Raw genomic sequence first — 23,419 nt, forward strand, 5'->3', positions numbered from 1 at the left:
CAAAACTAAAAGAAAAATGAACAAGTCAATCCGCTTCTTATCTATCTTAACTATAGTATTTATTGGAATTTTATTTACCAATACTATAAGTAAATCAAACGAACCAACCATTAAAAATGTAGCTGAAAGCTATGAGGTTAAAGCTTTAAAGTTACCTAACGATTTAAACTTGGCGGGTGAACGAGTTCCTATTGAAAAACCTGACATTAGAGAACGAATGGATCGTGAGCTGTTGGTAAATACTTATTGGCAGTCTAACGGATTATTACTTATAAAGCGTGCTAATAAATACTTTCCTATTTTAGAACCTTTGTTAGAAAAATACGGATTACCTGATGATTTTAAATTTTTGGCATTGGCTGAAAGTGGATTTATTGATGAAACATCACATGTAGGAGCAGCTGGTATGTGGCACTTTATGAAGCAAACAGGTAGAGAGTATGGGTTAGAAATTAACAGCAACGTTGATGAGCGTTACCATATAGAAAAATCTACCAAAGTAGCTGCTGAATACTTAAAAAAATCAAAAGAGCGTTTTGGTTCTTGGACACTTGCAGCGGCAGCTTATAACGCTGGTAACTATGGGGTTTCTAAAAGATTAGATGCTCAAGGAGTAACTAGCTACTATGATGCCTTATTACCTGATGAGACTGAACGTTATGTTTTTAGAGTCTTAGCTTTAAAAGAAATTATTTCTAATCCTAAAGAGTATGGTTTTGTTTTCGACCAAGAAGATTTGTATACACTACCTGAAACATATACTGTAAAAGTAGACACTGCTATTAGTAACATTGCTTTATTTGCTAAAAAGTTCGGAATTACCTACAAAGAGCTTAAGCTACATAACTCTTGGTTACGAGAAAACAAGTTAAATAATCGTAGTAGAAAATTATACGAAATTAAAATTCCTGTACAATAACAGGAGCAAACACTTTTAGTTTACATTTTATTTTCCGCTAATAATTTATCCTTATTAAAAATAACGTAATAGCTATTTATAAAACTTTTTTTACTCTGCCTACAATCCCAGAGTCTAATTGTACTTTAATTCCGTGAGGATGGGTTGCTGATTTGGTTAAAATTTTACTTACTACACCATTTGTTAATTCACCGGTTCTTTGATGGTGTTTCTGTACAACTTCAACTTTTGCTCCTATGGTAATATCTTTTTTATGGTTACCGTTTTTCATTTTATTAAATTATTTTTAAATACAAAAAATAAGAAAGCCTATCAAGATTGATAGGCTTTACTCATTAAAAAACTAACTAGTAATAACTATATATATTATAATACTCGTACGTTTACTGCGTTTAATCCTTTTTTTCCTTCTTGTAAATCGAATTCAACCTCGTCGTTTTCACGAACTTCGTCGATTAATCCTGAAACATGTACAAAATGTTCTTTGTTTGATCCTTCTTCTGTAATAAATCCAAATCCTTTTGATTCGTTGAAGAATTTTACTATACCTTTATTCATTATAAAAAATTAATATGTTACTTACTTAAGTGTCTGTAACATTTATTGTAATACAAATGTAGTGCCAAATTATTTAACAACAGATAAAACACTCATTTTCTTTTACTTAACAACTTTCTTCTAATGAAAATCAGTATTTAATTTAATGTAATCTAAAAATTCACGTTTGGTTTCTTTGTTTTTAAACGCTCCACCAAATTCAGCAGTTACCGTACTACTTTCTATATCTTTAATTCCTCGTGAATTAACACATAGGTGTTTTGCATCTATAACACATGCAACATCTTGAGTTCCTAAAGCTTCTTGCATTGCCTGTACAACTTGCATTGTTAAACGCTCTTGTACTTGCGGACGCTTAGCATAATACTCAACAATACGATTCATCTTAGATAAACCGATTACTTTACCATTTGAAATATACGCCACATGTGCTCTACCAATGATTGGTAATAAGTGATGCTCACATGTTGAATATACAATAATGTTTTTTTCAACTAACATTTCACCATACTTATATGTATTGTCAAATGTTGACGCTTCTGGTTTATTTTGTGGGTTTAACCCCATAAACAACTCGTTTACGAAAGCTTTTGCTACTCTTTTTGGAGTACCTTGCATGCTATCGTCAGTTAAATCCATTCCTAATGTTTCAAGAATTTCTTTAACGCTCTCTTGAATTTTATCAATTTTTTCGTTGTCAGAAATATCGAAAGCATCCGCACGTAAAGGCGTCTTCGCCGACGTACCAATGTGGTTCTCTCCTATTTCATCTATGCTATCGTCATTCATTTTGTTGTTGTTCACTTCAAACATTTCTATCTAAAATTAGTAGGGCGCAAATTTACAACATTGTTCGTAATTTACTGCACTTTATTTATCAATTCATCTAAAGAACAAGTGGTTTGCTCTCCTGTCGACATACTTTTAACAACAAGCGTACCATTTTCAACGGTAGTTACTACAAACTCTATTTCTCTACTTGTAGCATACTTCCATTGCTTTTTTTGCTGGTTGTTACTGCTTGCCACATCTGGATACATTTCTGACTTTATGTTGTTTTGTCTTAATGTTTTAATGGCTTTTATTTTATCTAAACTTTCGTTTTCTTCAAAGTTTAAGAACAATACTTTTGGTTTTGGTAATGCTACTGCCTCAAACAGTCCTAATTCTTCCATTACCAAGTAAATTCTGTCCAATCCAAAAGAAATTCCTACTCCAGAAACATCTTTTAAACCAAAAATTCCTGTCAAGTCGTCATAACGACCTCCACCTCCTATAGATCCCATCTTTACACTTTCTGGTGCTCCTACTTCATAAATAGCTCCTGTGTAATAATTCAATCCACGAGCTAGTGTTACATCTAACTCTAAGCTTGCTGAATCTAGTCCTAAACTTTCTACATTATTAACTACGGTTCTTAAATCAGCCACTCCTTGCAATCCTTCTTCCGAACCCTGTAGCATTGCCTCTAAAGAAGCTAACTTATCTTGATTACTTCCAAAAAAATTAAATAACGGATCAACTTTTTCAATGGCTTCAGCAGAAATTCCTTTCTCCAACATCTCCTTAACCACACCGTCTTTCCCTACTTTATCTAACTTATCTAAAGCAACTGTAAAATCAATTAATTTGTCTGATGCTCCAATTACCTCAGCAATTCCAGATAATATCTTTCGGTTGTTAATTTTGATAGTCGTACCTTTTAATCCTAACTTACTAAAAACAGTATCATATAATTGTACAAACTCAACTTCTTGCCATAATGAAGTACTTCCAACCACATCAGCATCACATTGATAAAACTCACGGAAACGTCCTTTTTGTGGTCTATCTGCTCTCCAAACTGGTTGAATTTGGTAACGTTTAAATGGAAATGTAATTTCGTTTTGGTGTTGTACTACGTAACGTGCAAACGGAACTGTTAAATCGTAACGCAATGCTTTTTCAGAAATTTTTGAAGTAACTTTTTGACTGTCTTTATCTGCCAATAAGTTTTCATCTACTTTCTTTAAATAATCACCAGAATTCAAGATTTTAAAAATCAATCTATCCCCTTCTTCACCATATTTTCCCATCAATGTAGAAGAGTTTTCAAAACTTGGCGTTTCAATAGGTTGAAATCCAAAATTTTCAAACGACTGTTTAATCGTATTAAAAATATAGTTTCTTTTTGCTACTTCTGTTGATGAAAAATCTCTTGTTCCTTTTGGGATTCCTGGTTTCATATTCTTTTAATTATCATTTATCAATTACCAGTAATCAGTTTATGATTATTGTTTATTGATAATTGTTTATTGTTCTATTTAGCCTGCAAATATCCGAAAAAATATGAAGAAAAATGTTATTTAGCTCTCGCTTTATTTTTGCGTTTTAAACGGTAAATTGTAGCGTTTAGCTCGAATCCTAAGAGTAAAATAATTGCATTTAGCCAAACGAATAGCATTAAAACCAGTAAAGTACCTATTGATCCGTATAATTGGTTGTATTGTGCAAATTTTACTACGTAGATCCCAAATAAATAAAAAGTAAACATAGATACTACCGTAGTTAGAATTGCTCCTGGAGAAAAGAATTTTACATCTTTACCTTGTTTAGTTCCGTATCTAAAGAGTAAGGATACAATGGTAAAAATCATCACTAAAAACAAGAAACCTCTTCCGTAGTAAAACAAGTCTAAGTCTCCTGTGTTTAACCATCCAATTTTGTGAATTCTTGTTAAGGCTATTTGATAAAAAATAATGAGTGTTACCGTTACGATTAAGAAAAAAGACATTAGCAACGATACTGCTAACGAAATAAAATAGGCTCTTAAAACATTTCTTACTTCGGTTACATGATAAGAATATTCAAATCCGCCAAATATCGCATTCACACCATTGGTCATTAAAAAGATAGACGCTAAAAAACCGAAAGATAATAATCCACCGTATTGATTGTTAATAATATCTTTTATAACAAAATCTACCGCTTCAAAGGTTTTTGGTGGTAGTGCTTCTTGCATTAACGATAATAAACCATCTTGAAACCCTTCGATTGGAATGTATGGAATCAGCGTTAAAATGAATAATAAGAATGGAAAAATTGCCATAAAAAAACTAAAAGCAATACCTCCTGCTCTTGTTGTTAGTGCTCCTTTTACAATACCAATAAAGTACATTTCGAGTACATCATATAAAGACATTCCTTCTAACCCTGGAATTTTTATTTTCTTCCCAAAGGCTACGAGCCAGTTAATTACTGGAATTTTCTCAAGGCTTTCTTCTATGTGTTTAGTCATTTTCGTTAGCTGTTGGCTTTTAGCTCTATGCTATTAGCTTTTAATTTTTCGTTTTTCACTTTCAACTTTGTTACTTTAATAACCTCAACTACATTACTCCACCACAATACCATATTTATACAATAGTCCTGCAATATTTTCATTAGAAAATTTTGCTTTTTTAACCCTATTATTTTCAGGATCGATTGCAAAATTAGTAGCAGTTGTAAAATCTGCTTTTTTCAAATTCGTCTGATCAAAAATTGCTCCTTTTAAATCACAATCTTTAAAGACACCTCTACTTAAGTCAGCTTCAACAAAATCTACTTCTTGCAAATTACAACTTATAAATTTTGTAGTAGGAATTTTTAATTGGTAAAAAGAAGATAAGTTTAGCTGGCAGTTATGAAAGCTCATTTCTAGCAAAAAGTTGTTGCATTCATTAAACTTTACCCCAAGCATTTTACAATTTTCAAAAGTGCAATCTTTAAAAAAAGTGTGGTTTACCACTGTATTACTAAAATTACAGTTGATAAACTCACACTCTAAAAATTCAATATTTGAAGCATGTACGTTCTCGAAATTGCAATTCTCAAACGTACAGCTGTCATATTCTCCTTTGTTGATTTTTGTTACTGTAAAATCAACTTTTGTAAATGTTTCGTTGTCAAAGAAATCATTCATTTATTGTAACCCTCTTGCTTTTAGCATTGGTTCTGCCTGTGGATCTCTTCCTGCAAAAACACGATACATTTCTGCATAATCCATCGTGTTTCCTTTCGATAAGATTTGTTCTCTAAACTTCTGACCGTTTTCTCTAGTTAACAATCCGTTGTTTTTAAACCAATCGTACGCATCGTGACTTAACATTTCTGTCCATAAATACGAGTAATATCCTGCACCATATCCTCCACTAAAAATATGTGCAAAATACGTTGAACGATATCTTGGTGGTACCTCATTAATCTTTAACTTCATTTTAGCCAATGCCTCTTCTTCAAATTTAGCTACATCATCAATAGTAGTATCTGCTGAAATAGTGTGCCATTGCATATCTAAATTAGAAGATGCTAAGTTTTCAATAATTGAATATCCTTGATTGAACGTTCCTGCATCTTTAATTTTTTGTAATAATGCATCAGGAATTACTTCTCCTGTTTTATAATGCAATGCATAGTTGTTTAACACCTCTGGATGTGTTGCCCAGTTTTCGTTAAACTGCGACGGGAACTCTACAAAATCTCTTGCAGTACTTGTTCCTGAAATTGATGCATATTTTTGATTCCCGAATAAACCGTGTAACGCATGTCCGAACTCATGAAAGGTAGTTTCTACATTATCAAAACTAATTAGTGCTGGTTCTCCTTCTCCTGGTTTTGGATAGTTACAAACATTGTAGATTACTGGCTTTTGTCCTCTTAATTTAGATTGTTTTACAAAAGCACTCATCCACGCTCCTCCTCTTTTACTATCTCTTGCAAAGAAGTCTCCGTAGAACAATCCTAACTTACTACCATCTTCTTCAAAAATTTCATACACTACCACATCTGGGTGATAGGTAGGAATGTCGGTACGCTTTTTAAAGGTAATTCCGTATAATTTTGTTGCCGCATAAAACACTCCTTTTTCTAACACATTGGTTAACTCAAAGTATGGTTTTACCTCATCTTCATTTAAGTTGTACTTAGACTTACGAACTTTTTCAGCAAAATGATTCCAATCGTATGGTGCTAAAGTAAAGTCGTTTCCTTCTTTGTTAATTTCTGCTTGAATTTCTTTCGTTTCAGTAGCTACTTTTTCTAATGAACCAGGAATTAATCCGTTGAACATTTCAAAAACTTTATCTGGTGTAGAAGCCATTGTTCCTTGTAAGCTCCAACTAGCAAAGTTGTCAAAACCTAAAATTTGTGCTTTCTTAGCACGTAACGAAGCCATTTTCTTTACTAAATCGCTTGTATCGTATTCACCCGCATCTGTTCTGTGAATAGATTTTTCGAACAATTGTTTACGAACTTCTCTATTTTCTAAAGTTTGTAATAAAGGTTGTTGCGTGGTATTGATTAATTGGATTTCGTACTTTCCGTCTTTCTCTAACCCTTTAATTGTTTCTTCTGAAAGTCCTTTTAACTGTTCTTTATCTGCAACCGTTAAACCTCCTTTTTTGCTAGCATCTAATAACTTTTTTCCGAAGTCGTTAGATAAACTTGCTAATTCTGCATTGATTTCTTTTAACTCGTTTTTCTTTTCTTCAGATAAGTTAGCACCTGCTTTTACAAACTTTTTATATTGTTCTTTTACCAAGTGTTCATCTTCTGCATCTAAACCTAAAGATTCTAAATTAAAATATATAAATTTTATTTTTTCAAACAACTTGGTGTTTAATAAAATTTCATCGTTGTGTTTAGAAAACTTTGGAGCTAATTCTTTTTGATTGTCTTTAATCGTATCGTTCGTATGTGCTCCTGCTAAAGCATAAAAAACTGCCTCAACATTATCTAACGTTTTGCTACTTTCTTCAAAAGCTATAATTGTATTTTCAAATGTTGGAGCTTCTGTATTTGCTATAATTTTAGCAATTTCTTCATTTTGAACTTCCATACCTTTTAAAATTGCAGGCATAAAGTGTTCGTTTTTTATTTTGGTAAAATCAGGTGCACCATAAGGTAAACTGCTTTTTACTAATAATGGGTTTTCTACCATGTTTGAAGTGGTTTCTTTTTTAGTTTGCTCTGTTTTACACGACATAGCTACTACTAGCGTTGCTATGAGTAATAGTTGTTTTTTCATGATGTAGTAAGTTATATTAATCGACTGCTTTTAAGCTTAAATCCATATTATATACTGAATGTGTTAAGGCACCAGACGAAATAAAATCAACACCACACTCTGCATACTCTCTAATAGTCTTTTCGTTAATTCCTCCAGAAGATTCTGTTAAACAAGTATCTCCTATCATTGCTACCGCCTTTCGGGTATCTTCATAGTTAAAATTATCTATCAAAATTCTATACACCCCTTCGTTTTGTAAAATTTCTTCAATTTCTTCTAAACTGCGTGCTTCCACAATAATTTTAATATCTAGTCCTTTTTCCGCTAGGTATTTCTTAGTCTTGGTTATTGCTTGTGTAATTCCACCTGCAAAATCGATATGATTGTCTTTAATCATTACCATATCGTATAAGGCAAATCGATGATTTTCTCCACCTCCTATTTTTACTGCCCATTTTTCTAAAGCACGGATTCCTGGTGTTGTTTTACGAGTGTCTAACACCTTTGTTTTGGTTCCTTCTAACAGGTCTGCAAAAAACTTAGTTTTGGTTGCTATTGCACTCATACGTTGCATAGCATTTAACACCAAACGTTCTGCCATTAATATGGATTGTGATTTTCCTGATACGTAAAAAACAATATCTCCATACTTTACTGTTTCTCCATCATTTATTAAGGTTTCTACTTCTAATTCTGGGTCAACATAATTAAACACCATTTTAGCAAACGCTACCCCTGCAATTACTCCTTCGTCTTTTACTAATAGCTTTGCTTTACCTTTTGCATCGGCAGGAATGCATGATAATGATGTGTGATCTCCATCTCCTATATCTTCTCTAATAGCGTTGGTTATAATTAAATCTAACTCTTTATTAAATTGTTCTTTTGAAATCATAGTTTTGAATTATTGACGTAAAAATACAACTATTTTTAGTTCTCTGTTTTGAGTTTTCTACTTATTGTTTTAGTAATTTTTACTGTTTCTTTACTAACAAAATTCTAAACCTGTTACAGGTTCATTTTCATTTTCTACTACTTTGTGTGTATTGTATGGGTTTGGTTTGGTTTATTTTCCCTTACCATGATTTATTCGTTTTCTTTGCTTGTTCAAAGAAAAGAATCAAAAGAAAAGACACTTTTTCTTAGGAATTTTTCAGTTTTCACTGAAAACCATTTATCAAACTTTGCGTTGTTCTTTTTTACATACCACACTGACAACCAATATTTTATTTCTAAATTTTAAAATTTATAAAAATAAACTAAAAAGTAATGTCTGTAAGTTGAGTTTCTTCTCCTAAAAACACACTAAAAAACTAACAATCAGACAATAAATACAAAAACACAAGGAAAAACCTTACTTTTTTTACGGTTTTTTTAGCAAAAAATTTATTATTAAAAGATATTTTTGAAAAGAAAGAAAAATTGTTCTTTAATAAATCCTACTCTTAAAAAAAAATTACTGATTCTAAACAAAATTGTTAATCTAAATGGAGTTACAATCCTTAACAGGAAAGAACTTCACAGTATTGCTGGATCAACTTGTAGAATTGCAGTAAGAAACGGAGATGGTTCTTTTAGACATTGGTCTGCAAAAGTTTATTCGGTAGAAGATGCTCAATCTGCGTATCAACTTCAGCAAGAATATAACGATGGTAGCTATGCTTCAGGGTACTGTTGTGCCTCTTGTTAAAAGCACAGTTTAAACTAACTTAAAGGAAAGGTTTAAAAACCTTTCCTTTAATAAATAAAAAATTAAAAATGACTTTTAAAAAATCTATTTCACTTACATTTTTAGCATTCTTATTTTTTTCGTGTAAAAGTAAAGAAGACAATGAAGTTCCTAAACTTAAAAATGAATTAATTGTTTGTATAGAAAACTATACTGATAATATAATTGCTTTAAGAAAAGAGAACAGTTATCAAAACATTGAAAAAGATCTATATACATCAAAAAAGAAAATAGACACTATTAATATAAAATTAAATAAAAGTGAATTTATTTATTTGAGTCATAAAAAAATTGTTCCCGATACTCTTTTTTTAGGTAAAGGTGATAGCATTAAGATTAAAGCTTATGAAAACAGAATAGAATATTCTGTTAACTCCTACAAACATAATAACAAAAAGTTCAAAGAAGCTTCTCAAAAATTGAAGCAAGATAGTACATATCAAAACTTCAAAAAACAAATAGACTCACTAACTAACACCTTTTATTCTATAAATTACAATAAAAGACCAATGATAGGTAATAATGATTACCAAAAATTTATTAACTATCCTGTAAAAGTAAACAGAGACATTTACCCTTCTAAACATAAAGAAGAAAAACTTCTTTTTAAACTATTAAACAAACTTTACGTGTACAAAATTGATTTTTTAAAAAAAGAAGAGTTACCTAATAATTTAAAAGAACATTTAAAATATAAATCTTTGATAGAGTATAATAATAAACTATCTATATTTCATAGTTTTTTTAAGTCAAAAGCTGCTAAAAACAAACTAAATTCAACCATTTTTATAAATGACAGCCTTCTTTTAAACCCTTATTCCAAAACAATAATGCTTTCTTTCTTAAGAAAGAATGTTATTAAATCTAAACCTACATATTCACGTTCAAAGGAATATGTTAATTATGTTGAAGCTTTTGATAACGCTCCTGTATATTTAAATGATTCTCTTACAAAGTATGCTCGGTTTTTAAGTATTGAAGCTATGATTAACTTTGGCGAATCTTTTAATGTTACTAAATCAAAATTTAATGAGTTTAAAAGCAAATACCAAGATGATAGACTAAATACTATTCTAGAAGATAAGTATTTACTTAATATTGATATATTTGATAATATTAAGAATGATGTAAAACTTATAAATCATAATCAAGAAATAAGTTCTTTGAATGATTTAATAAAGAACAACAACGGTAATTACATATTTATCGACTTTTGGGCAAGTTGGTGTTTCCCTTGTAGAGAAGCCATGCCAGACTATCAAAAGGTGATCAATAAGTTTTCAAAAGAAAAAATCACTTTCCTTTATCTTTCTATTGACAAAAACAAAGACAGCTGGTTGAACGCTGTAAAAGCTGAAAATATGGAAAGTTATCAGCATAGTTATATGGTACTAAATCAAGAGAGTGCAAACTTTTTAAAATCAATTAAATTAGTTAATATTCCAAGATACATACTTCTTGATAAACAAGGAAAAATCCTTCATGAAAATGCTCCTGGTCCTAAAGGTGATGAATTGACTGTTTTTTTGAATAAATACTTAAGCAAGTAACATTAAACATAAAAACCGAACATTTTAGTTCGGTTTTTTAAAATAACTAAATATTAAAACCTTGCATGCATTATTCTTAAAAAAAAGGAGTTATTGCGTTTAAATTAGTTCTCGATAGTTCTACTGAGCGAAGTCGATGTACGATTTTCGTACCTCAAAATCACTCGAGCTGACAGTTTTCTATATTCTTGCCTCAAAAGGCATCAACTGGTTTGACACTCTTGGTTAATTTTCTTGCTTTTACGACTGTTTTTTACTCCTTCTTGTTTGTTTTTTATATTTTGCTTTCTAAATACTAACCGAATTTTAAAACTTACGTGTTGTAAAGAATAAGAAATTTTCTTTCAACTTATAACTACTCTTATATCATGGCTATAAACTACCCTTTTGGTCTTCCGTTGAAACATAATTTTGCTGAATTTGTGCATTATAACGGATTGTTTCTTCCGCATGAAACGGAACGAATTCTTAATTTATGGGATGATAATGAAAAAATTAAAGCTACGCTGAGCGGAGCAGATAGTTATGATGATGAGCTTCGAAAAAGTGATGTGATGTTTATTGATAATACTCCTGAAAACGAATGGATTTACAACCGATTGGCTGGTTTGGCTATTAAATGTAATAACGAACGGTATTGGTTTGATTTATTGGGGTTTCATAATTGTTTGCAATTGGCTAGCTATACTGAGGGTGATTTTTTTGATTGGCATTTGGATTTTGGTGCAGGTGAAATTTCTGATAGAAAGTTGAGTATTTCTATGCAGTTATCTGACCCCGATGAGTATGAAGGTGGTGACTTGCAGTTTATGCTAAATCAGAAAATTGTAAGTGCTCCTAGAGAGAAAGGTACCATCATTGTTTTTCCTTCTTTTATGATGCATCGTGTTACTCCTATTACCAAAGGGGTTCGTAAATCTATTGTTGGTTGGGTTGCGGGTCCTCCGTATAGGTAGTGGTTAGTCTTTAGTTCTTAGTTCTTAGTTTTTAGTGCTTAGTTCTTGGGAGTTAGCGGTTTATTTCTTTAAGAAATTCTTACGATGTTACGGCAATTGCTTTTGATAAAAAGGTCTGTGCTGTAGTGTTAACGGAGCATGCCGTGATATTAGCGACCCGTGCCGCGGTGTCTGCGGAGCATGCCGTGATATCAGCGACCTTTACGGCTATATCAAAAGTCGTTAATAAAACCTAAAACTACTTTTATTATTTAAATATCTGAGCTTATGGAATTCCGTAAGAAAATTAAATTGTTATTAATAAGTTCGTAAGAATATAAACAAACATAAACCTACCAAAATGGTTGTATAACGATGTATAATACATCTATATAAACAAGTTGTGCTTAATGCAAAAAAAACTATGGAAAAAGAAAGATATTATACCGAAAATGAAGGTCCAATTACTGAAATAGAAATGCTGGCTCTTCAGAAAGCGGTTGAATTAAGTAAAGAAATTGAGGATATACAACAAATCACTATTTTAATTCATACAAAAGGAAATACTGGTTATATCGAAAGAACTATTGGTGAAAAATATTTGAAAGGTTTATTCAACGGAACTGTATCTGCTTACTCAAATGGACCGAAAATAAAAATTGAAACTTTACGAACTTACGACAAAGTATATGGTTGGCAGAAAAAGAATAGCATTCTTCTTGCCTTTGGTCTTGACTCGAAAGACTTGTTTAAATATGATGATGACCCAAGTGTTAAAGCAATTGTTGCTCATCAATGGATGAAAACTGGAGTTGCTGAATGGGCAAAAGTTTGGAATGCAACTGAATTAATTTCTAATCAAAAAGCTGAACCAACAGATTTACCTGATGTAATTGTTCAAGAAGCTTTTAACGAACTAAGTAAAGTTATAAACCCAAGTACTGGAATTACACATCATATGGATAACGCAAGATGTAAAACGTACTTAAGAGCACTTAATAAATACAATTACGAATTAAATTCAATTAAGGTCAAGTCTTATTTAGTTACTAACCTAAAATGGGATAATAGACACGCAGAAGATGTTATAAAGTTAATTGAAAAATTAAATTCTGGAAGTTACTTCAAAGGTGGAGAAAAAACAGGACTTCAAAATCACATTAAAAGATGGAAATCTAGAATATAAACACTAAGCACAACACCGGCTAAAATTAATACGGATTTTGGTTCTTGCTCAAAGTTTTGTGTATATTTACTAGGTCGCCAAATCCTTTTTGATTTGGCTTTGTAATAAGAAAATTAAAACCAAAAAAATGATTTCATTCTTTATTACTTTTTATCGTTTTGTTAAAACTCTAATTAATGGAATAAAAAAGGATTCTGAATTTAGATTTCTGTTATTCTTTATTCTCATACTACTAATTGGTTCTACTATTTTCTACACTAATATTGAAAACTGGTCTATTATAGATTCTTTATACTTTTCGGTTATGACAATGGCAACAATTGGATATGGTGATTTTGTACCTACAACCGATTTTAGTAAAATATATACTATAATCTATACTTTTTTATCTATTGGTACTTTCGTTGCTTTTACAGCCAAGAGCATATCTTTAACCTACGATAATCATACTTCTCTTAAAAAGAGATTAAAAAAATAAAATCATGAAAAATTCAACAAATAAACTATTTGCTATATTTTGTATCGTTTTAGTTATACTTACATCTTGTAATAATCAAGAAAAAAATAAAGCAGCTAAAGCCGAACCATACAAACTTCAACAAACAATCTTTTATAATGGAGATATCATTACAATGGAAGGAGAAAAGCCTCAATATGTTGAAACTGTAGTGCAGCGAGAAGGAAAAATAGTATTTGTAGGAAGTAAAGATGAAGCCTTTAAAAAATATAAAGGAAAAGCTGAGGAGGTAGATTTAAAAGGAAAAACAATGCTTCCTGGTTTTTTAGATGGGCATAGTCATATGTACAACGTAGGTTTTACAGCTTTATGTGCAAATATTTTGCCGCCTCCAGATGGACCTGGAGCCAACTTCAATAGTATTATTAAAACTGTTAACGAATGGAAAGAATCAGAAAACGGAAAGTTCATTATTAATAAAATGGGATGGATTGTTGCCAATGGATATGACGATTCTCAATTGGAAGAAAAAACACACCCAACAAAAGAAATCTTAGACCAAATTTCTACCAAAATTCCAGTTATCATAATGCATCAATCAGGTCATCTTGCTTGCGTAAATTCAAAGGCACTTGAAATTTCTGGATATAACAAAGGCTCTAAAGTTAAAGGCGGAGCTATTAGAATGGATAAAAATGGAAATCCTTCTGGGGTATTAGAAGAAGCTGCATTTTTTAATGTTTTCTTACCTGTAATAGGTAAAAAAACAGATGCCGAATTACAAGCACTTAATATACAAAAAGGGCAAGAAGAATATGCTAAAAATGGATATACTACAGCTCAAGAAGGTAGAAGTACAGTAGAAACAACAGATGCATTGGAACAAGCTGCAAGAGACAATAAACTATTTATTGATGTAGTGAGCTATCCTGATATTATTTGGAATAAAGAAGCCGTTATTCCAGAGTTCTATAATCAGGAGCATACTTATAATAATCACTATCGAATTGGAGGTGTAAAGCTTACTTTAGATGGTTCGCCACAAGGAAAAACTGCTTGGCTAAAAAAATGCTATCATGTAAATCCAGAAGGGCAAGATGGTTGTTATAAAGGTTACCCAATTATGTCAGACGAAAAAGCTATTGAACACGTAAAGACTGCTTTTAAAAACAAATGGCAAATATTATGTCATACAAATGGAGATGCAGCTATAGGACAGTATCTAACAGCAGTAGATTCTGCAATAAAAGAATTTGGTTACCCAGACCATAGATCAGTTATGATTCATGGACAAACGTTAAGAAAAAATCAAATTCCAGAATTAGTCCGCTTACAAATTTATCCTTCTTTATTCCCTATGCATACGTACTATTGGGGAGATTGGCATAGAGAATCGGTACTAGGTAAAGAACGTGCAGTATATATTTCTCCATGTCGAGATGTAATAGATGCTGGACTAACGATTACTTCACACCATGATGCTCCTGTTACTTTCCCAAACTCAATGAGAGTATTAGACGCTACGATAAATAGAATAACTAGAAGCGGTTATATACTAGGATCCGACCAAAGAATAACTCCATATGAAGGTCTTAAAACTTTAACAGAATGGTCTGCTAAACAATATTTTGAAGAAGACACGAAAGGAACTTTAACAGAAGGAAAAATTGCAGATTTTGTCATTCTTGATAAGAATCCTTTAAAAATAGCCCCTTTAAATGTCAATAAAATTCAAGTTTTAGAAACTATTAAAGAAGGGAAATCAGTTTATAAAAAAGAATAAAACTGTTGCCAACAAAGAACTGAGGTAAAAAACAAGTAAATTTCCCAAAACTTTATACCAAAGTACTTTTATAATCAGTATCATAAGGCAAACCACTTTTTACTATTGCAAAAGCTTGTTTTAGCAGCTTATTACACATCGCTATTAAAGCATTTTTTTACTCTTGCCTTTAGCTAATAAAGTTCTAGCCTACTTACGAAAATCTTCACGGATTTTCTATTCGATTTGTATTTGCTAAATTAGTTACTTAAAACACGCAAAAAAACATATACAAACACGTTGTGCGTGATTAAAAATCACCTAGAGTTTTAAATTTAAAAAAATGAAAAAACCATTTTCTTTAATTCAATTGTGCCTTTTTTTACTGTTGGCGTGTAATGAGAAACAAACCAAATCGTCAGATTCTAATAAATCAGACCAAACAAACTTCTCAGAAGGTAAAATTATAGATTTATCTCATGCATATTCCAATGAGACTGTATATTGGGTTACAGCAAAGGAATTTAAATTAGATACAGTTTTTAAAGGACAAACAGATAAAGGATTTTATTATTCCGCAAATAATTTTAGTACTGCAGAGCATGGCGGAACTCATATAGATGCACCTATCCATTTTGCTGAAAAAGGCCAAACTGTAGATGAAATCCCTCTCGAAAAATTAATCGGGTCTGCAATTAAAATTGATGTTTCTTCAAAAACACTTAACAATCCTGACTACTTAATAAAAATTGATGATTTTTTAGCTTGGGAAAACAAAGAGAATATCAAAATTCCGAATGGAAGTATTATTTTATTAGAAACAGGGTTTTCTAAATACTATCCTAATAAAGTTAAATATATGGGAACGGCTGAACGAGGTGAAGATGCGGTTGAAAAATTACACTTCCCCGGATTGTCTAAAGAAGCAGCAAAATGGTTAGTTGAAGAACGAAACATCAATGCAATTGGAATTGATACACCAAGTATCGATTATGGCCAATCTAAATATTTTGAAAGTCATGTTATATTACTCTCTCAAAACATACCTGCTTTTGAAAATCTAACCAATCTAGATAAACTACCTAGTATTGGATTTAAAATAATTGCATTACCAATGAAAATTAAAAATGGTAGTGGTGCGCCATTGAGAATTGTAGCAATAATTAATTAGAATAATAACCACGTACAGCAACATGTATAATTTATTGCTAGCTCTTGCTTACTTCCAAAAACCTTCTCAGGTTTTCTATTTGGTTTGTATTTGCTAAATTGGTTGCTTAAAAAACGTAACAAATCATATACAAACACATTGTGTGTCATTAAGAAAATAAAAACTATGAAGAAACTTTTTATTATAATAATTATTTCTGTTTTCTATTCTTGTAATAATAGAACGAATCCGGATTCGATAAATAATATTGAATTGAATGAATCCCAAAAACAAGCAGATATTGATTCAGTTAAAGGATTAATATCAAAATCATTTCAAGATATTTGGTCTGATTTAGATTCAACAAAAATAAAAAATCATCATACAAATGATTTCTTACTACTTGAAAATGGTGTTGTATGGAATAATGATTCTATTTCTAATTATATGATAAAAGCACGAATAAGGGCAGATAAACAACAGTTCCATAGAATCAATAGATTTAACTTCTTAAAAACTGTACATAACAAAAGTACGATATGGGTTGCGTATGATAATTTTGGAACCTGGATAAAAGAAAACGATACCCTACAAACAGCCCATTGGCTTGAAAGTGCAGTCGCAATAAAAGAAGATGGTAAATGGAAAATTCAACAATTACATTCTACTTATGTAGGAAAATGATAAAAAAGAACTTGCTTACAGGTTGTATAATTTATTGCTAGTTTCTAGCTTGCTTACGAAAGTCCTCACTCTACTTTCTATTCGGTTTGTATTTGCTAAACATGTAACTAATTTTATACAATCACGTTAGGTCTCATTAAGTTGAAATGACAGACAAAGAGAAACATATAAAAACAAATCTTGAAATTCTAAAAAATGAACTCGAGCAGCTTTTTGACTTTTTCGAGAAAGGCCTTGACTATTATAAAATGGTTTATGAATTCTGGAATGCAAAGGACATTCTTGGGCATCTAACATTTTGGCACGAGAGTTTTGCAAGGAATATATCAGATTTAGGCAAGGGCATTAAACCAAAACCGTTAAAAGGGAAACTGTCAGAAGTTAACAAACAAAGTGTTGAAACAACAAAAAACGAATCAATAGAAAACCTAATCAAACGACTGAAAGACGCTCAAGACACAATTGAAGAATTCGTATTTATTGACCAAATAAACCTAATACCCTATAAGAAGGGTTCACGGGATTATTCAAGGAGCGAGCATTTAGAAGTAGTTTCAAACCACATTCATAAACATCTAAAAGACATTTCTAAAATATATGGCACGACCAAAGAACTTTTATAATTAGCATCATACGGTAAACCACTTTTTACAATAGCAAAAGCTTGTTTTAGTAACTTATTACACACCGCTATTAAAGCAAGTTTTTTTAATCTGAAACCATCCTTTTAAGAGTTTATAAAACATTCGTAATTTTGCCGTATGAAAATAAAACTACTCGCAATAGGCAAGACTGATAATAAACAGTTACTGCAATTAATTGACGAATATCAAAACCGATTAAAACATTACGTAAAGTTTGAGTTGGAAATTATTCCAGATATTAAAAACGTTAAAAACCTAAGCGAGGCGCAACAAAAAGAAAAAGAAGGTGATTTAATCTTAGCAAAACTACAACCTACAGATCAGTTAATTCTATTAGATGATAAAGGAAAACAACATACTTCTGTAGAGTTTTCAAAATATTTACAAAAGAAAATGAACTCTGGTATTAAACAACTGGTGTTGGTTATTGGAGGTCCGTATGGTTTTTCTGATGCTGTATACAATAAAGCACAAGGAAAGTTATCACTCTCAAAAATGACATTTTCTCACCAAATGATTCGTTTATTTATTGTTGAGCAAATTTATCGTGGCTTTACTATTCTTAGAAACGAGCCTTATCATCACGAGTAAAAACCCTAAAACTTTTATTTACATCAAATTTTATGTTACTCAAAGCATTATGTTTTTAATTTCCTGAAAAGCATGGTAAAAAACATGTTAAAAAGTTATTTTCTTTTTGCATTTAGCCATACTTTTGCGCCCCGAAAAATAAAAACTTTATAACATAAAATAAATATGAAATCACTAAGACTCTTAGCTACTTTAACTTTTTTTATAACCTTTACTTGCTTACAACAAGTAACTGCTCAAAACGACATTAAAACTTTAAAGATTCAAGTAAAAAATAAGAAAGATCAAATTAGCGCTAATGAAGAAATCTTAATTAGTGGAGTTGATGCTTTAAAGCGTGTAAAAGGAAACTTAGAGCGTTTTAAGAAAAGTAAAAAGGCTACAAAACAAGAAGTAGAGAGAAAAGAGAAAATTGCTGCAAACATGCAACAAAGACTTAGCAAGCTTAATAATCAAATTGATTTGCACAAAAAAGATTTAGCTTCTTTAGAAAGAAAGTTAGATAGAAAATTAAAGAAAGAAGAATCTTCAAAAAAAGAAAAATCTTCGAAAAAAGATGAAAATACTGAGGTTGTATATGAAGACAGTATCAGTGCTGAACAAAAAGAAATTCTTTTACAAAAACAAAAACTTGAAGAGGCTCGTAAAAAATTAGATGATGAAAGAAAAGCTAGAGAGCTTGCTTATTTAAAAGAACAAGAGACTTTACGTTTAGAAGAAGAAAAATTGAAGCAATTAAGTAATCAAATTAAAGTTAAAGAGAAAAACATTAGCAAAGAGAAGAATACTTTAATAAGTGACCTTGAAGATGATATTAGCATTAACGAAGAGATCTTAATTAGCGGAAAAGAAGGATTAGAAAAAATGAAATCTAAGTTAGAAGAGGCTAAAAAAGATGCTTCTACTTCTAAAGAAAGTATTGAAAGAAAAGAGGCAATTATCGGTAAAATTGAAAACCGCCTATTAAAAATTCAAAATGAAATTGATGCTAAAAAGCAAGAATTAACAAAAATAAGAGGTTAAAAACTTCCTATCTTAATAAAATAAAAACTCCAAGCAAAAGCTTGGAGTTTTTTTATTTCTAAATAGCTACTTTTAAACAAAGAATTACTTAGAAAACTTATTGTATTTTAGTAATTCTTAAAGTTTGTGATAAGCTATGAATTTTACTAATCTATCTTTTTATTAAATGAAGCACCCCCAAAATAAGCAAATTAGGTTACTAATTGTCCTCTTGTTTTTAATCATTTTAATTACCTCTTGTTCAAATAAGAAAAAGAAGGTTACACATGATAACAATAATCAACCATCATTCAAACACGAAAAAACAGCTAGAATTTCTGACAGCAGTGAATTCATAAGCCAACGTCATTTGCATGAGCAAAAATATAGTAACCTCAATTTTTCTACCGAACGTCAATGGGATAGCTTAAATAACATTTCTCACAAACCCATAGCCCATAAAAAAGGAACCGTGCATCCAAAATATCGCACATTTGGATGGCATGTGTATTCCAATGGTTCTTCCTATAAAAATTATAATTTTTCCATGCTTTGGGGAGTTTCATACTTTTCATACACTGTTGACCCCAAAACAGGTAATTACAAAAGTATACATCAATGGAAAACTACTTCGTTAATTGACAGTGCTAAGGTAAAAGGTTGTAAAGTATTTTTGTCTGTTACCAACTTTGGAAGCGAAAACAACACTATATTTTTGAATAACTCAAAAGCTCAAGCAAAACTTGTAGAGAACTTAGCCGAATTACTTGCTTTAAGAAATGCTAATGGCATTAATATAGATTTTGAAGGTGTTGCTAAAGAAGATAGAAATCGTTTTACACAATTTATCATTCAGGTTTCAATAAAGCTAAAAGAGAAGAACCCTAATTATATGGTTTCTTTGTGTTTGTATGCTATTGATTGGAACGATGTTTTTGATATTCCTGCTATCAATCCACATATTGACTTTTACACGCTAATGGGTTACGATTACTACGGAAGCTTTAGCAAAACTACTGGACCTGTAACTCCTTTTAAGTACAGTAAAAAATTTGGAAATGGTTTAGAAGCTTCTGTCAATTATTATAAAGATAAAGGTGTCCCTTTAAATAAACTAATTGCGGGACTCCCCTATTACGGTGCTGAATGGTATACAAAAAATTCTAAGATGGGTGCTAAAGTAACCAAATTCAAATCGCATCCTCGTTACAATACCATACGAGATATTTACATTGATTCTTTACAAATCCCTATTAAATTTGATCCTAAAAGTGCTTCTAGCTATATAATTATTAAAGATAGTAACCAAGAGTATAGACAGTTGTTTTTTGAAGATGTACAATCGCTTTCAATGAAATATGACTGGATAAAACACAATAAGATAGGCGGTGTAGGCATTTGGGCTCTGGGCTATGATAATGGTTATTCTCAGCTGTGGGATTTGTTGGCTGATAAGTTTTCTAAAGAATAAAGCCCCTACTGTTGAGTAAAAAAAACTCCAAGTGAATACTTGGAGTTTTTTATTGTTTTTATGCGGTTGCTTTGGGTTTTCTAAACATTAACCAAAAACCTATTAACACTAACGGAATACTTAATACTTGTCCCGTATTTAGCGTATTAAACACCCAGTCTTCTCGCCCATCTACTTGTGCTTCTTTTAAGAATTCTATTACAAAACGTAATGACCATAGCACTACCATAAACAGCCCAAATAAGAAACCTGTTTGGTTTTTCTTGTCTGTTTTCCAATAGAAATGCCATAATGCAAAAAATAAAACTAAATAACTTAACGCTTCATATAACTGAGTTGGATGACGTGGTACGGTTTCTCCTGCTCTTTTAAAAATTACTCCAAAGCTACTTCCTGTTGGCTTTCCGTATATTTCTGAGTTAAAAAAGTTTCCGAAACGAATGAAAAATCCTGCTAAGGCTACCATAATCCCTAATCTATCTAAGATAAATAACCATGGTTTATTTAAGTGTTTTTTAGCGTAGAAATACATAGCGATTGGAATTGCAATCGCCGCTCCATGACTTGCAAATCCTGTAAATCCTGTGAACTTCCATCCATCTAACAACCCGAATAAAGCCGATGCTCCTTCTTGTTTTTTAAACGGTAATATGATTTCCAATAAATGGTTTTGGTAATAATCCCAACTGTAAAAGAAAACATCTCCTAAACGCATTCCTACCAACATAGAAACGAATACGTACATAAATAACGGATCTAGTTTTTCAACAGGAATATTATCGTTGGTGTAAATCTTTTTCATTAATTGAAGTCCTAAAATAAACGCTGCTACAAACATTAAGCTATACCAACGAATACCAAAACCTCCTAAATTTATTATTTCTGGGTTCCAATCCCATACTATGGATAAAAAATTCATCTACTTTATTTAGTTTTTATGTCAATTCAAAACGCTATCGAGCTCTTTTTATTTTTAAAATTACTCAACAGTATAAAATGACTGTTATTTTTCTTTTTTTTCTGGAACAGGATCATAACCACTTCCTCCCCATGGGTGGCAACTGAAAATTCTTTTCAATGCCAACCATCCACCATAAAACAATCCGTGTTTTTGCAACGCTTCTATCGTATAACTTGAACAAGTTGGTGAATATCTACACGTGGCTGGCGTATATGGTGAAATAGCGGTTTGATAAAACCGAACTAACAATATAAACGGATATGTTAGGATTTTTTTCAATTAATTAACTGTAAACGTTGTTCCTTCTCTACCGTCTTTTAATTGAATACCTAGCTCCAATAATCTATCACGAATTTCATCAGATAACGCCCAGTCTTTATTTTCACGTGCTTCTTTACGCATGCTAATCAACATATCAACTACTCCGCTTAATTTATCAGAACTGTTTCCTTCAGAAGTTTCGTTCATTAACCCTAATACATCAAAAACAAAAGCGTTGATTGTATTTTTAAATACCACTAAATCGTCGGCAGTTAAACTTGTTTTTTCTTCTTTGAGTTGATTGATAACTTTTACAGCCTCAAATAAATGTGATATTAAAATTGGCGTATTAAAATCATCATTCATTGCATCGTAACAATCTTGTTTCCATTTTTGAACATCAAATGAAGAAGAAGTCCCTGCTTCTATTTTATCTAAGAAATCTACAGCTTCCATTAACTTCGCATGTCCTTTTTCAGCAGCTTCTAAAGCTTCACCAGAAAAGTCTAAAATGCTTCTGTAGTTGGCTTGCATATTGAAAAAACGAACTACACTTGCCGAAAATGCTTTTCCTAAAACATCGTTTTCACCAGTTAAAATTTCGTTTGGTAAAATAAAATTTCCTGTTGATTTTGCCATTTTTTGACTGTTCAACAATAGCATATTAGTATGCATCCAGTAGTTTACTGGCTTTACACCACTACATGTTTGCGATTGCGCAATTTCACACTCATGATGCGGGAATTTTAAATCCATTCCTCCACCGTGAATATCAAATTGTTCACCTAAGTACTTTGTACTCATTACTGAACATTCTAAATGCCACCCAGGAAACCCATCACTCCAAGGTGAAGGCCAACGCATAATATGACGCTCATCAGCTTTTTTCCAAAGTGCAAAATCTTGTGGGTTTCTCTTATCTGATTGTCCGTCTAACGCTCTAGTATTATGAATAGCATCTTCTATTTTTCTTCCAGAAAGTATTCCGTAGTTACCAGTTTCGTTATATTTTAATACATCAAAATATACAGAACCGTTTACTTCGTAAGCAAAACCTTTATCCATGATTTCTTTAATCATTTCAATCTGCTCTACAATATGACCCGTTGCAGTAGGTTCTATACTTGGTGGTAAAAAGTTGTAATTATTTAATACATTGTGGAAATCAACTGTATAACGTTGCACTACTTCCATCGGTTCAATTTCCTCTAGTCGTGCTTTTTTTGCAATTCTGTCTTCACCTTCATCAGCATCGTTTTCTAAGTGACCAGCATCTGTAATATTACGTACATAACGCACTTTATACCCTAAGTGTAATAAATAACGATACACCACATCAAAAAACATAAAAGTTCTTACGTTTCCTAAATGGGCATTGCTATATACTGTAGGACCACATACGTACATACCTATGCGTCCTTCAATTACTGGTTTAAAAAGCTCTTTTGATTTGGTTAAAGAGTTATATATTTTTAGTTGATTTTCTTTGTATAATTCCATAGTAAAAGTGACTATTTGCAATCGCTAATATAGG

Annotated in this window: 24 protein-coding genes and 1 pseudogene; 13 read left to right on the top strand and 12 right to left on the bottom strand. The window is 31.4% G+C overall.

Features of this window, described 5'->3' with window-relative positions; genetic code table 11:
• Nucleotides 1–16 precede the first annotated feature (16 nt).
• Nucleotides 17–919 carry a lytic transglycosylase domain-containing protein gene (locus ACQYZ7_RS08335; protein WP_430729312.1) on the top strand — a complete coding sequence of 301 codons (903 nt, stop codon included), beginning with the start codon at nt 17–19 and terminating at the stop codon, nt 917–919.
• A 76-nt stretch (nt 920–995) separates the two neighbouring features.
• On the opposite strand, the gene ACQYZ7_RS08340 is transcribed toward ACQYZ7_RS08335, so the two are convergent.
• From ACQYZ7_RS08340 to nadC, 8 genes are all read right to left on the bottom strand, one after another.
• The gene (locus ACQYZ7_RS08340; RefSeq protein ID WP_115902248.1) at nt 996–1,190 is read right to left on the bottom strand and encodes a YwbE family protein; all 195 of its coding nucleotides are present in this window, start codon (nt 1,188–1,190) and stop codon (nt 996–998) included.
• A 95-nt stretch (nt 1,191–1,285) separates the two neighbouring features.
• Nucleotides 1,286–1,477, bottom strand: coding sequence for a cold-shock protein (locus ACQYZ7_RS08345; RefSeq protein WP_430729313.1), 192 nt, complete (start codon nt 1,475–1,477; stop codon nt 1,286–1,288).
• 120 nt (nt 1,478–1,597) lie between these two features.
• The gene (gene folE, locus ACQYZ7_RS08350; RefSeq protein ID WP_430729314.1) at nt 1,598–2,266 is read right to left on the bottom strand and encodes a GTP cyclohydrolase I FolE; all 669 of its coding nucleotides are present in this window, start codon (nt 2,264–2,266) and stop codon (nt 1,598–1,600) included.
• A 71-nt stretch (nt 2,267–2,337) separates the two neighbouring features.
• Nucleotides 2,338–3,702 (bottom strand): histidine--tRNA ligase, encoded by a 1,365-nt coding sequence (gene hisS / locus ACQYZ7_RS08355; RefSeq protein WP_430729315.1) that lies wholly within the window; start codon nt 3,700–3,702, stop codon nt 2,338–2,340.
• Nucleotides 3,703–3,818: 116 nt separating this feature from the next.
• Nucleotides 3,819–4,754: a YihY/virulence factor BrkB family protein gene (locus ACQYZ7_RS08360; RefSeq protein WP_430729316.1), complete on the bottom strand. Its 936-nt coding sequence runs from the start codon at nt 4,752–4,754 to the stop codon at nt 3,819–3,821.
• A 93-nt stretch (nt 4,755–4,847) separates the two neighbouring features.
• Entirely contained in the window at nt 4,848–5,417 is a 570-nt protein-coding gene (locus ACQYZ7_RS08365; RefSeq protein WP_430729317.1) for a pentapeptide repeat-containing protein, read from the bottom strand.
• On the bottom strand, nt 5,418–7,520 hold the full coding sequence (locus tag ACQYZ7_RS08370) for a M3 family metallopeptidase (RefSeq protein ID WP_430729318.1): 2,103 nt from the start codon (nt 7,518–7,520) through the stop codon (nt 5,418–5,420).
• A 16-nt stretch (nt 7,521–7,536) separates the two neighbouring features.
• Nucleotides 7,537–8,397, bottom strand: coding sequence for a carboxylating nicotinate-nucleotide diphosphorylase (nadC, locus tag ACQYZ7_RS08375; protein ID WP_430729319.1), 861 nt, complete (start codon nt 8,395–8,397; stop codon nt 7,537–7,539).
• A 510-nt stretch (nt 8,398–8,907) separates the two neighbouring features.
• Between nadC and ACQYZ7_RS08380 the strand changes: the two genes are divergently transcribed.
• The 6 genes from ACQYZ7_RS08380 to ACQYZ7_RS08405 all read left to right on the top strand — a co-directional run bounded on the left by ACQYZ7_RS08380 (nt 8,908) and on the right by ACQYZ7_RS08405 (nt 15,142).
• Nucleotides 8,908–9,192, top strand: a complete 285-nt coding sequence (locus tag ACQYZ7_RS08380; protein WP_430729320.1) for a hypothetical protein — start codon at nt 8,908–8,910, stop codon at nt 9,190–9,192.
• 68 nt (nt 9,193–9,260) lie between these two features.
• Complete coding sequence (locus ACQYZ7_RS08385) at nt 9,261–10,781, top strand: TlpA family protein disulfide reductase (protein ID WP_430729321.1); 1,521 nt, start codon at nt 9,261–9,263, stop codon at nt 10,779–10,781.
• Nucleotides 10,782–11,149: 368 nt separating this feature from the next.
• Nucleotides 11,150–11,737, top strand: a complete 588-nt coding sequence (locus ACQYZ7_RS08390; RefSeq protein WP_430729322.1) for a 2OG-Fe(II) oxygenase — start codon at nt 11,150–11,152, stop codon at nt 11,735–11,737.
• 403 nt (nt 11,738–12,140) lie between these two features.
• A complete protein-coding gene (locus ACQYZ7_RS08395; protein ID WP_430729323.1) occupies nt 12,141–12,902 on the top strand; it encodes a hypothetical protein in 762 nt (253 codons plus the stop codon).
• 127 nt (nt 12,903–13,029) lie between these two features.
• The gene (locus ACQYZ7_RS08400; protein ID WP_430729324.1) at nt 13,030–13,380 is read left to right on the top strand and encodes a potassium channel family protein; all 351 of its coding nucleotides are present in this window, start codon (nt 13,030–13,032) and stop codon (nt 13,378–13,380) included.
• A 4-nt stretch (nt 13,381–13,384) separates the two neighbouring features.
• Complete coding sequence (locus tag ACQYZ7_RS08405) at nt 13,385–15,142, top strand: amidohydrolase (RefSeq protein WP_430729325.1); 1,758 nt, start codon at nt 13,385–13,387, stop codon at nt 15,140–15,142.
• A gap of 52 nt (nt 15,143–15,194) precedes the next feature.
• On the opposite strand, the pseudogene ACQYZ7_RS08410 reads toward ACQYZ7_RS08405, so the two are convergent.
• Nucleotides 15,195–15,322, bottom strand: a pseudogene (locus ACQYZ7_RS08410) (IS110 family transposase); the annotation flags it as partial.
• A gap of 142 nt (nt 15,323–15,464) precedes the next feature.
• Between ACQYZ7_RS08410 and ACQYZ7_RS08415 the strand changes: the two are divergent.
• From ACQYZ7_RS08415 to ACQYZ7_RS08440, 6 genes are all read left to right on the top strand, one after another.
• Nucleotides 15,465–16,292, top strand: a complete 828-nt coding sequence (locus ACQYZ7_RS08415) for a cyclase family protein (protein WP_430729326.1) — start codon at nt 15,465–15,467, stop codon at nt 16,290–16,292.
• A 165-nt stretch (nt 16,293–16,457) separates the two neighbouring features.
• A complete protein-coding gene (locus ACQYZ7_RS08420; protein WP_430729327.1) occupies nt 16,458–16,955 on the top strand; it encodes a DUF4440 domain-containing protein in 498 nt (165 codons plus the stop codon).
• A gap of 146 nt (nt 16,956–17,101) precedes the next feature.
• On the top strand, nt 17,102–17,578 hold the full coding sequence (locus ACQYZ7_RS08425) for a hypothetical protein (protein ID WP_430729328.1): 477 nt from the start codon (nt 17,102–17,104) through the stop codon (nt 17,576–17,578).
• A gap of 138 nt (nt 17,579–17,716) precedes the next feature.
• Nucleotides 17,717–18,190, top strand: coding sequence for a 23S rRNA (pseudouridine(1915)-N(3))-methyltransferase RlmH (gene rlmH, locus ACQYZ7_RS08430; protein WP_430729329.1), 474 nt, complete (start codon nt 17,717–17,719; stop codon nt 18,188–18,190).
• Between the two features lie 165 nt (nt 18,191–18,355).
• Nucleotides 18,356–19,213: a hypothetical protein gene (locus ACQYZ7_RS08435; RefSeq protein ID WP_430729330.1), complete on the top strand. Its 858-nt coding sequence runs from the start codon at nt 18,356–18,358 to the stop codon at nt 19,211–19,213.
• A gap of 166 nt (nt 19,214–19,379) precedes the next feature.
• Complete coding sequence (locus ACQYZ7_RS08440; protein WP_430729331.1) at nt 19,380–20,663, top strand: glycosyl hydrolase family 18 protein; 1,284 nt, start codon at nt 19,380–19,382, stop codon at nt 20,661–20,663.
• 58 nt (nt 20,664–20,721) lie between these two features.
• Here ACQYZ7_RS08440 and lgt read toward each other — a convergent pair whose 3' ends face one another.
• The 3 genes from lgt to cysS form a co-directional block, all read right to left on the bottom strand.
• A complete protein-coding gene (gene lgt, locus ACQYZ7_RS08445; protein ID WP_430729332.1) occupies nt 20,722–21,582 on the bottom strand; it encodes a prolipoprotein diacylglyceryl transferase in 861 nt (286 codons plus the stop codon).
• 84 nt (nt 21,583–21,666) lie between these two features.
• Nucleotides 21,667–21,903, bottom strand: coding sequence for a membrane protein insertion efficiency factor YidD (gene yidD, locus ACQYZ7_RS08450; RefSeq protein WP_430729333.1), 237 nt, complete (start codon nt 21,901–21,903; stop codon nt 21,667–21,669).
• Complete coding sequence (gene cysS, locus ACQYZ7_RS08455; protein WP_430729334.1) at nt 21,904–23,385, bottom strand: cysteine--tRNA ligase; 1,482 nt, start codon at nt 23,383–23,385, stop codon at nt 21,904–21,906.
• Nucleotides 23,386–23,419: the final 34 nt, after the last annotated feature.

The organism is Tenacibaculum sp. SDUM215027, from assembly GCF_050566205.1.
Classification (GTDB): Bacteria; Bacteroidota; Bacteroidia; order Flavobacteriales; family Flavobacteriaceae; genus Polaribacter.

Excerpts from the sequence above, each read along its gene's own strand:
- ACQYZ7_RS08335 (WP_430729312.1), top strand. The coding sequence starts at position 17 with ATGAACAAGTCAATCCGCTTCTTATCTATCTTAACTATAGTATTTATT.
- ACQYZ7_RS08425 (WP_430729328.1), top strand. The coding sequence starts at position 17,102 with ATGACAGACAAAGAGAAACATATAAAAACAAATCTTGAAATTCTAAAA.
- ACQYZ7_RS08415 (WP_430729326.1), top strand. The coding sequence starts at position 15,465 with ATGAAAAAACCATTTTCTTTAATTCAATTGTGCCTTTTTTTACTGTTG.
- ACQYZ7_RS08405 (WP_430729325.1), top strand. The coding sequence starts at position 13,385 with ATGAAAAATTCAACAAATAAACTATTTGCTATATTTTGTATCGTTTTA.
- ACQYZ7_RS08345 (WP_430729313.1), bottom strand. The coding sequence starts at position 1,477 with ATGAATAAAGGTATAGTAAAATTCTTCAACGAATCAAAAGGATTTGGA.
- ACQYZ7_RS08360 (WP_430729316.1), bottom strand. The coding sequence starts at position 4,754 with ATGACTAAACACATAGAAGAAAGCCTTGAGAAAATTCCAGTAATTAAC.
- ACQYZ7_RS08395 (WP_430729323.1), top strand. The coding sequence starts at position 12,141 with ATGGAAAAAGAAAGATATTATACCGAAAATGAAGGTCCAATTACTGAA.
- ACQYZ7_RS08390 (WP_430729322.1), top strand. The coding sequence starts at position 11,150 with ATGGCTATAAACTACCCTTTTGGTCTTCCGTTGAAACATAATTTTGCT.
- ACQYZ7_RS08400 (WP_430729324.1), top strand. The coding sequence starts at position 13,030 with ATGATTTCATTCTTTATTACTTTTTATCGTTTTGTTAAAACTCTAATT.
- hisS (WP_430729315.1), bottom strand. The coding sequence starts at position 3,702 with ATGAAACCAGGAATCCCAAAAGGAACAAGAGATTTTTCATCAACAGAA.
- ACQYZ7_RS08340 (WP_115902248.1), bottom strand. The coding sequence starts at position 1,190 with ATGAAAAACGGTAACCATAAAAAAGATATTACCATAGGAGCAAAAGTT.
- ACQYZ7_RS08370 (WP_430729318.1), bottom strand. The coding sequence starts at position 7,520 with ATGAAAAAACAACTATTACTCATAGCAACGCTAGTAGTAGCTATGTCG.
- ACQYZ7_RS08385 (WP_430729321.1), top strand. The coding sequence starts at position 9,261 with ATGACTTTTAAAAAATCTATTTCACTTACATTTTTAGCATTCTTATTT.
- nadC (WP_430729319.1), bottom strand. The coding sequence starts at position 8,397 with ATGATTTCAAAAGAACAATTTAATAAAGAGTTAGATTTAATTATAACC.
- lgt (WP_430729332.1), bottom strand. The coding sequence starts at position 21,582 with ATGAATTTTTTATCCATAGTATGGGATTGGAACCCAGAAATAATAAAT.
- ACQYZ7_RS08435 (WP_430729330.1), top strand. The coding sequence starts at position 18,356 with ATGAAATCACTAAGACTCTTAGCTACTTTAACTTTTTTTATAACCTTT.
- folE (WP_430729314.1), bottom strand. The coding sequence starts at position 2,266 with ATGAATGACGATAGCATAGATGAAATAGGAGAGAACCACATTGGTACG.
- ACQYZ7_RS08365 (WP_430729317.1), bottom strand. The coding sequence starts at position 5,417 with ATGAATGATTTCTTTGACAACGAAACATTTACAAAAGTTGATTTTACA.
- ACQYZ7_RS08420 (WP_430729327.1), top strand. The coding sequence starts at position 16,458 with ATGAAGAAACTTTTTATTATAATAATTATTTCTGTTTTCTATTCTTGT.
- ACQYZ7_RS08440 (WP_430729331.1), top strand. The coding sequence starts at position 19,380 with ATGAAGCACCCCCAAAATAAGCAAATTAGGTTACTAATTGTCCTCTTG.
- rlmH (WP_430729329.1), top strand. The coding sequence starts at position 17,717 with ATGAAAATAAAACTACTCGCAATAGGCAAGACTGATAATAAACAGTTA.
- cysS (WP_430729334.1), bottom strand. The coding sequence starts at position 23,385 with ATGGAATTATACAAAGAAAATCAACTAAAAATATATAACTCTTTAACC.